This is a genomic window from Nitrosospira sp. Nsp14 (genome assembly GCF_900113575.1).
Classification (GTDB): domain Bacteria; phylum Pseudomonadota; class Gammaproteobacteria; order Burkholderiales; family Nitrosomonadaceae; genus Nitrosospira.
The window spans coordinates 206,418-212,692 of sequence record NZ_FOPV01000004.1 but is presented as its reverse complement, the minus strand read 5'-3'; the positions used below and the strand labels follow the sequence as shown (position 1 = coordinate 212,692).

The 6,275-nt window shown below is 52.9% G+C and carries 8 protein-coding genes and 1 tRNA gene; all 9 read left to right on the top strand.

Translation table 11 applies throughout. The features are described from left to right. The first annotated feature begins 445 nt into the window (after positions 1 to 445). On the top strand, positions 446 to 1,378 hold the full coding sequence (gene pstC / locus BM022_RS04390) for a phosphate ABC transporter permease subunit PstC (RefSeq protein ID WP_256208920.1): 933 nt from the start codon (positions 446 to 448) through the stop codon (positions 1,376 to 1,378). Positions 1,379 to 1,473: 95 nt separating this feature from the next. Continuing rightward, on the top strand, positions 1,474 to 2,400 hold the full coding sequence (gene pstA / locus BM022_RS04385) for a phosphate ABC transporter permease PstA (RefSeq protein ID WP_091137186.1): 927 nt from the start codon (positions 1,474 to 1,476) through the stop codon (positions 2,398 to 2,400). Then, positions 2,394 to 3,203 carry a phosphate ABC transporter ATP-binding protein PstB gene (pstB, locus tag BM022_RS04380; protein ID WP_091137185.1) on the top strand — a complete coding sequence of 270 codons (810 nt, stop codon included), beginning with the start codon at positions 2,394 to 2,396 and terminating at the stop codon, positions 3,201 to 3,203. The genes pstA and pstB overlap by 7 nt, the downstream gene beginning before the upstream one ends. 220 nt (positions 3,204 to 3,423) lie before the next feature. Further along, positions 3,424 to 4,185, top strand: a complete 762-nt coding sequence (gene tpiA, locus BM022_RS04375; protein WP_091137183.1) for a triose-phosphate isomerase — start codon at positions 3,424 to 3,426, stop codon at positions 4,183 to 4,185. An 18-nt stretch (positions 4,186 to 4,203) separates the two neighbouring features. Continuing rightward, complete coding sequence (secG, locus tag BM022_RS04370; protein ID WP_091137181.1) at positions 4,204 to 4,551, top strand: preprotein translocase subunit SecG; 348 nt, start codon at positions 4,204 to 4,206, stop codon at positions 4,549 to 4,551. Positions 4,552 to 4,629: 78 nt separating this feature from the next. Then, positions 4,630 to 4,714: transfer RNA gene (locus BM022_RS04365), tRNA-Leu, on the top strand. A gap of 82 nt (positions 4,715 to 4,796) precedes the next feature. Beyond that, positions 4,797 to 5,153 carry an NADH-quinone oxidoreductase subunit A gene (locus BM022_RS04360; protein ID WP_091137179.1) on the top strand — a complete coding sequence of 119 codons (357 nt, stop codon included), beginning with the start codon at positions 4,797 to 4,799 and terminating at the stop codon, positions 5,151 to 5,153. 4 nt (positions 5,154 to 5,157) lie between these two features. Then, positions 5,158 to 5,634 carry a NuoB/complex I 20 kDa subunit family protein gene (locus BM022_RS04355; RefSeq protein ID WP_091137177.1) on the top strand — a complete coding sequence of 159 codons (477 nt, stop codon included), beginning with the start codon at positions 5,158 to 5,160 and terminating at the stop codon, positions 5,632 to 5,634. 7 nt (positions 5,635 to 5,641) lie between these two features. Then, positions 5,642 to 6,259 (top strand): NADH-quinone oxidoreductase subunit C, encoded by a 618-nt coding sequence (locus BM022_RS04350; protein WP_091137176.1) that lies wholly within the window; start codon positions 5,642 to 5,644, stop codon positions 6,257 to 6,259. The last annotated feature ends 16 nt before the right edge of the window (positions 6,260 to 6,275 follow it).

The following is a 6,275-nucleotide window of genomic DNA, read 5'->3' as shown; positions in this document are numbered from 1 at the left end:
ATGGAAACCGAGGGCGCAACCTGCATTGACTGCCACCAGAACCTGGTGCACAAGGAAGTCGCCGAGACCGACTTGAACGAGAGCAAAAAGCAGGGCAAGATGGTCCTCAAACCCGAGAAAAAGGATGAGGACGACGATGACGAGGATGAGGAATAGGCCGATGCTGAGCGTTCGGTGCTGGCGCATATCACGCCGGCTCTATTCAGCAAGGCTTTCTTCTTTCACGTCACTCCGTTCCAGAAATCGCCAATAATCTCTTCCTAGTCTGGATTTTCGCTGATTCATAGCGAATTCAGACTAGAGAGAGATTCGTTTGCTAACACGCGTTTCACCCGTTTCGACCTGAGATTGGTGGTCTGCAGTTTCTCTATGTCACGAAACTGTAATATTTCCCTCCTAATATGTAACCTGTCAAGAAACGTCCTCTTTTCGAATGCCCTTGCCAGTGACTACACAATCTTCCGACGTACCTTCTCGTTCAAAAAGTCTCGGGTACAGTTATCGGCGCCATCTTGGCGAACGCGCGATTGAAACGTTGCTGTTTCTGATGGCGTCTCTCTCGGTCGCCATCACCCTGGCTATCGTGGTAATGCTGGTGAAGGAGTCCATCGTATTTTTTGAACATGTTTCAATATGGGATTTCCTGACCGATACCCAATGGACCCCGCTGTTTGATGATGCGCATTACGGGATACTTCCGCTGGTCTCGGGCACGGTGGTGAGTTCCGGCGTGGCTCTCCTGGTTGCTATTCCACTGGGGACGATCACGGCCATATATCTTTCTGAATTCGCGCCTTTCAGCGTACGTGAGATCGCCAAGCCGTTTCTTGAGCTTTTGGGCGGGGTGCCCACCGTTGTATACGGCTATTTCGCATTACTCTTCGTAACACCCCTGTTGCAGAAGATTATCCCGGGGCTGCCGGGTTTCAGCCTGTTATCCGCCGGGCTGGTGATGGGTATCATGATCATTCCCTATGTGAGCTCCATGGCGGAGGACGCGATGCGTGCCGTGCCCATGAACCTTCGAGAGGGCTCATACGCGATGGGGGCCACAAAATTTCAGACCGCCATCAGGGTAGTCATGCCTGCAGCATTTTCCGGGATCGCCGCAGCTTATATTTTGGGTATATCGCGTGCGGTCGGTGAGACCATGGTCGTGGCGGTTGCCGCGGGGATGCAGCCGAACCTCACCTGGAACCCGACGGAGCCCGCAGCTACCATCACGGCCTACATCGTACAGGTAAGCCTCGGTGACCTCCCGCATGGCAGTGTCGGCTACCAGACCATTTTTGCCGCTGGACTTACGTTGCTGCTATTGACGCTTGCGTTCAACATCGTTGGACACGTTTTACGCAAACGGTATCGCGAAGTATATTGACCAACGTCAGTGCTTTTCCAACTTTCGATGTGTTTTCTGGTGTCAAATTCCCTCGGCATAAATATGGTTATTTTCCCCTTTAACCGGTACAGCTGATGCGAGGCGACCAGGATCTGAGCGAGATTCGGAGCATTATTGCCCGCCACAAGGCTTGGGATCTCATCTTCATGATCGTTGGCGTGTTTGTGCTGATGATCGCGCTCCTGACCTTCATGGCGTTATTTGCTCACATGCTAATCGATGGATCGCCGCGGTTGACATGGGATTTCTTCACTTCTTTTCCCTCGCGTCGTCCGGGATCAGCCGGGATACTTTCCGCCTGGATTGGTACGACCCTGGTCATGGTGGTAACTGCCGTGGCCGCGGTACCGTTGGGCATCGGTGCGGGGATCTATCTGGAAGAATATGCCGCAAAAAATATCATTACCGAGATCATTGAAATCAACGTAACCAACCTGGCGGGCATTCCATCCATCATCTACGGACTGCTGGCCTTAGGTCTGTTTGTGCACCAGTTTGGTTTCGGCCAGAGTATTCTTTCCGCAGGGCTGGCGCTGGCGTTACTGATCTTGCCGGTCGTGATCGTGGCAACCCGCGAATCCATCCGCGCCATTCCCGTCGCTATTCGTGAAGGTGCTTATGCACTCGGCGCAACCAAGTGGCAAACCGTCTCTGACCATCTGTTGCCGTATTCCGCAGCCGGGATTCTGACCGGCGTTATTATCGGCCTTGCTCGAGCAATCGGCGAAACGGCGCCAATAATTACGATTGGGGCGCTAACGTTTATCGCATTTTTGCCGCCAGCGCCTTTTAAGGACGAGTTTCCTTTTCTGTCTTTCGAGTGGCTGATGGCTCCATTTACCGTGATGCCGATCCAAATGTTCAACTGGGTTTCGCGGCCGGAAGAGGCGTTTCAAGTCAATGCTGCAGCTGCAGGTTTGATACTGGTGGTGATGACGCTCACAATGAATGCGCTTGCTATCTACTTGCGCTATCGCATGCGGAAAAACATCAAATGGTAGTCGCTGCCGCCCTAATTGATCCCCAGGGGGATTCAGTGCCTGTACGCTATAAATCCGAAGTAAAAAACCTGAGTTTTTACTACGGTTCGTTCTCCGCGCTAAAGAACATCAATATGCCGTTACACGAGAAACAAGTAACTGCGCTGATCGGGCCGTCCGGATGTGGTAAATCCACTTTTTTGCGTTGCTTTAACCGCATGCACGACCTTTATCCAGGCAATCGTTACGTGGGTGAGATCGTTTTGCATCCGGACAATGTCGACATCCTTTCGCGGGCCGTCGATCCAATTGAAGTACGGATGCGTATTAGTATGGTTTTTCAAAAACCGAATCCATTCCCGAAATCCATTTACGAGAATGTTGCATATGGCCTGCGTGTGCGGGGGATCAGGCAGCGCGCCATATTGGATGAGAAAGTGGAAGAAGCCCTGCGCGACGCAGCCTTATGGGACGAAGCAAAAGACCGGCTGAATGAGCTCGCGTTTAATCTGTCCGGTGGCCAGCAGCAACGCTTATGCATAGCCCGAGCCCTGGCTACCGACCCCGAAATCCTGTTGTTCGACGAACCAACCTCCGCGCTGGACCCCATCGCGACCGCCAGTATTGAAGAGCTTATCACCGATTTGAAGGATAAAGTTACAATCCTTATTGTCACCCATAACATGCAGCAGGCGGCGCGGGTTTCCGACTATACAGCCTATATGTACCTGGGCGAACTCATCGAATTTGATGTCACGGACAATATTTTCATCAAACCGAAAAATAAACAGACTGAAGATTACATTACCGGGCGGTTTGGCTGAAACCTTACGTGTTCCGGCACAGATAGAGCGGTTCCGCTCTTTGTATTGTAGCTAGCTCTGGCTTGCGTCCAACACTTTTTGCTTCTCTTTCCCCTCGTGCATTGCTGAGTTCTTGTTCCCGACGTTGGCGATGTCCTGGCAACAGACCCCAATGATTGACCCGGTATTCATTCACGGGTAACATTCGCAGCTTTGACATACGGACAAGGCGGCTTCTCTTATGGCTAGGCGTTCAAAGCTGGTTGCGGGCAACTGGAAAATGCATGGTAGCACGGCTCAAAATCAAGGTTTACTGAACGCAGTCATCTCGCGGACCGTAGAGTTGAAGGAAGTCGGTATTGCCGTATCTGTGCCTTATCCGTATCTTGCGCAGGCACAGTCGGTACTAGCGAACACGCATGTGTCCTGGGGCGCCCAGAATGTCAGCCAGCATGAGAAGGGAGCTTATACGGGCGAGGTTTCCGCAGCAATGCTGGTCGATTTCGGGTGTCGCTATGTAATTGTCGGACATTCAGAGCGACGGGCATTATACGGCGAGGATAGTCATACGGTGGCGCTTAAATTCAGAGCAGCCCAGGCCGCAGGGCTGATTCCTATCCTGTGTGTGGGGGAAACACTCGATCAGCGAGACGCGGGCATCACGGAGCAAGTGGTGGCGGAACAACTGGACACGGTGGTCGAATTGACGGGCGTGAGCGCGCTTGCGAAAGCTGTGCTGGCTTACGAACCGGTATGGGCGATTGGGACCGGTAAAACCGCGACGCCGCAGCAGGCGCAGGATGTTCACGCCTTTATCCGCCGCCGAATCGCGGCGAATGATTCCGTAGTGGCCGGCGAATTGCAGGTCCTATACGGCGGCAGTGTCAAGGCGAGCAACGCGGCTGAACTATTCGGCATGCCAGATATCGACGGGGGATTGATTGGCGGCGCATCCCTTGTTGCCGACGAATTTGTCGCCATCTGCGATGCCGCAAAAAATTAACTCATCTGGAGCAGGCTTTTGGAAACGTTTATCTGGATAGTGCACGTTCTGTCGGCGGTGAGCGTCGTCGTTCTGGTGCTGCTGCAACATGGAAAGGGGGCCGACATGGGCGCCGCCTTCGGCAGCGGATCATCGGGAAGCTTGTTTGGCGCTAGCGGCTCCGCGAATTTCCTGAGCCGGACGACCGGCGCGCTGGCTGCAGTATTTTTCGTTACCAGTCTTGGTCTTACTTATCTCTCGACCAACAAGACGGAGAGCGGTGGCGTAATGGAAAAGGCGACGCAGGTTAAATCGAAGCCCGTGGAACCGGCGCCGTCGCGCCCGGCGGAAGAAGGAACCTCGAAGGCTACAGAAATACCAAAATAATTAAATGATGAGCTAGTTGAACAATTGACCAAAGCCGCGTTCTAATCGGTAGGTCTCGACTAGAACTCAAATTAAGCCGCCGACGTGGTGAAATTGGTAGACACGCCGTCTTGAGGGGGCGGTGGCGAAAGCTGTGCGAGTTCGACTCTCGCCGTCGGCACCAGTTGAAATAGGGCTTAAATCAGCGTAACAGTTCGGCCCGGAGTGCTGCCTGATCTCTCTAGCTCTTTATTTTTAATTACGTGATGCTCGAAAATTATTTCCCTATTCTGTTATTCATCCTGATTGGTCTTGCGGTCGGCGTGTTACCGATGGCATTTGGCTGGCTATGTGCCCCCAATCGTCCTGACAGCGAGAAACTTTCCCCGTATGAATGCGGATTCGAAGCGTTCGAAGATGCACGCATGAAATTTGACGTGCGCTACTATCTCGTGGCGATCCTATTCATTCTGTTCGATTTGGAAATTGCTTTTCTGTTTCCATGGGCAGTCGTTTTGAATGAGATCGGCTTGTTTGGTTTTGTCGCAATGATAGTTTTTCTGGGTATCCTTGTCGTTGGCTTTATCTACGAGTGGACGAAAGGCGCCCTGGAGTGGGACTAGGATTATGAGCGCGAACGGAGTGATGGAAAAAGGTTTTGTTACCACCAGTCTGGATTCGGTCATCAATTGGGGCCGTACCGGCTCTATGTGGCCGATGACTTTCGGGCTGGCATGCTGTGCGGTGGAAATGATGCAGGCTGGCGCTTCACGTTATGATCTCGACCGTTTTGGCATCGTATTTCGTCCCAGCCCGCGCCAATCGGACGTCATGATCGTGGCCGGAACCCTGTGTAATAAGATGGCCCCGGCGCTGCGTAAAGTTTATGATCAGATGGCCGAGCCACGGTGGGTCATATCCATGGGGTCCTGCGCCAATGGTGGGGGCTATTATCATTACTCCTACTCCGTGGTTCGTGGCTGTGACCGAATCGTGCCGGTAGACATCTATGTTCCCGGCTGCCCCCCCACGGCAGAAGCGCTGCTCTACGGCATTATCCAGCTGCAGAACAAAATCCACCGCACCAACACCATTGCCCGTTAAGTAATATATGACATCCTCTCGCCTGGAAACGCTCTCCTTTTGCCTGCAAAATGTGCTGGCCGATAAGCTTGTCAGCATGAGTGCACAATTGGGTGAACTCACCGCATCGGTCCGTGCAGGCGATCTTTTGCAGGTAATGGAAACGTTGCGGGATCACTCGGATCTCCGCTTTGAGATACTCATCGATTTGTGCGGTGTGGATTACTCCGCCTATGGTTCCGAGTCTGGACCTCAGGATGACCGGATAGGCCGGCGTTTCGCCATTGTTTACCATTTGCTTTCGCTCGGTCATAACCACAGGTTGCGGCTGAAGACATTCGCGGATGATGACGAATTTCCCGTGGTGGATTCGGTAATTGGCATATGGCCGTCGGCTAATTGGTTCGAGCGCGAGGCATTCGATCTATATGGCATTGTCTTTACGGGTCATCCCGATCTGCGGCGCATTCTCACTGATTACGGCTTCATCGGCAATCCTTTCCGCAAGGACTTTCCACTGAGTGGAAATGTGGAAATGCGTTACGACCCCGACCAGCAGCGGGTCATCTATCAGCCGGTCAGTATCGAACCACGGCAGATCACACCGCGCGTGATCCGCGAAGAGCATTATGGGGATAGCGAATGAAGCCGGGACGGTCATC

Bases quoted from the DNA above. Each gene is read 5' to 3' on its own strand.
- pstA (WP_091137186.1), top strand. From the start codon at position 1,474: ATGCGAGGCGACCAGGATCTGAGCGAGATTCGGAGCATTATTGCCCGC.
- pstB (WP_091137185.1), top strand. From the start codon at position 2,394: ATGGTAGTCGCTGCCGCCCTAATTGATCCCCAGGGGGATTCAGTGCCT.
- tpiA (WP_091137183.1), top strand. From the start codon at position 3,424: ATGGCTAGGCGTTCAAAGCTGGTTGCGGGCAACTGGAAAATGCATGGT.
- BM022_RS04360 (WP_091137179.1), top strand. From the start codon at position 4,797: ATGCTCGAAAATTATTTCCCTATTCTGTTATTCATCCTGATTGGTCTT.
- BM022_RS04355 (WP_091137177.1), top strand. From the start codon at position 5,158: ATGAGCGCGAACGGAGTGATGGAAAAAGGTTTTGTTACCACCAGTCTG.
- BM022_RS04350 (WP_091137176.1), top strand. From the start codon at position 5,642: ATGACATCCTCTCGCCTGGAAACGCTCTCCTTTTGCCTGCAAAATGTG.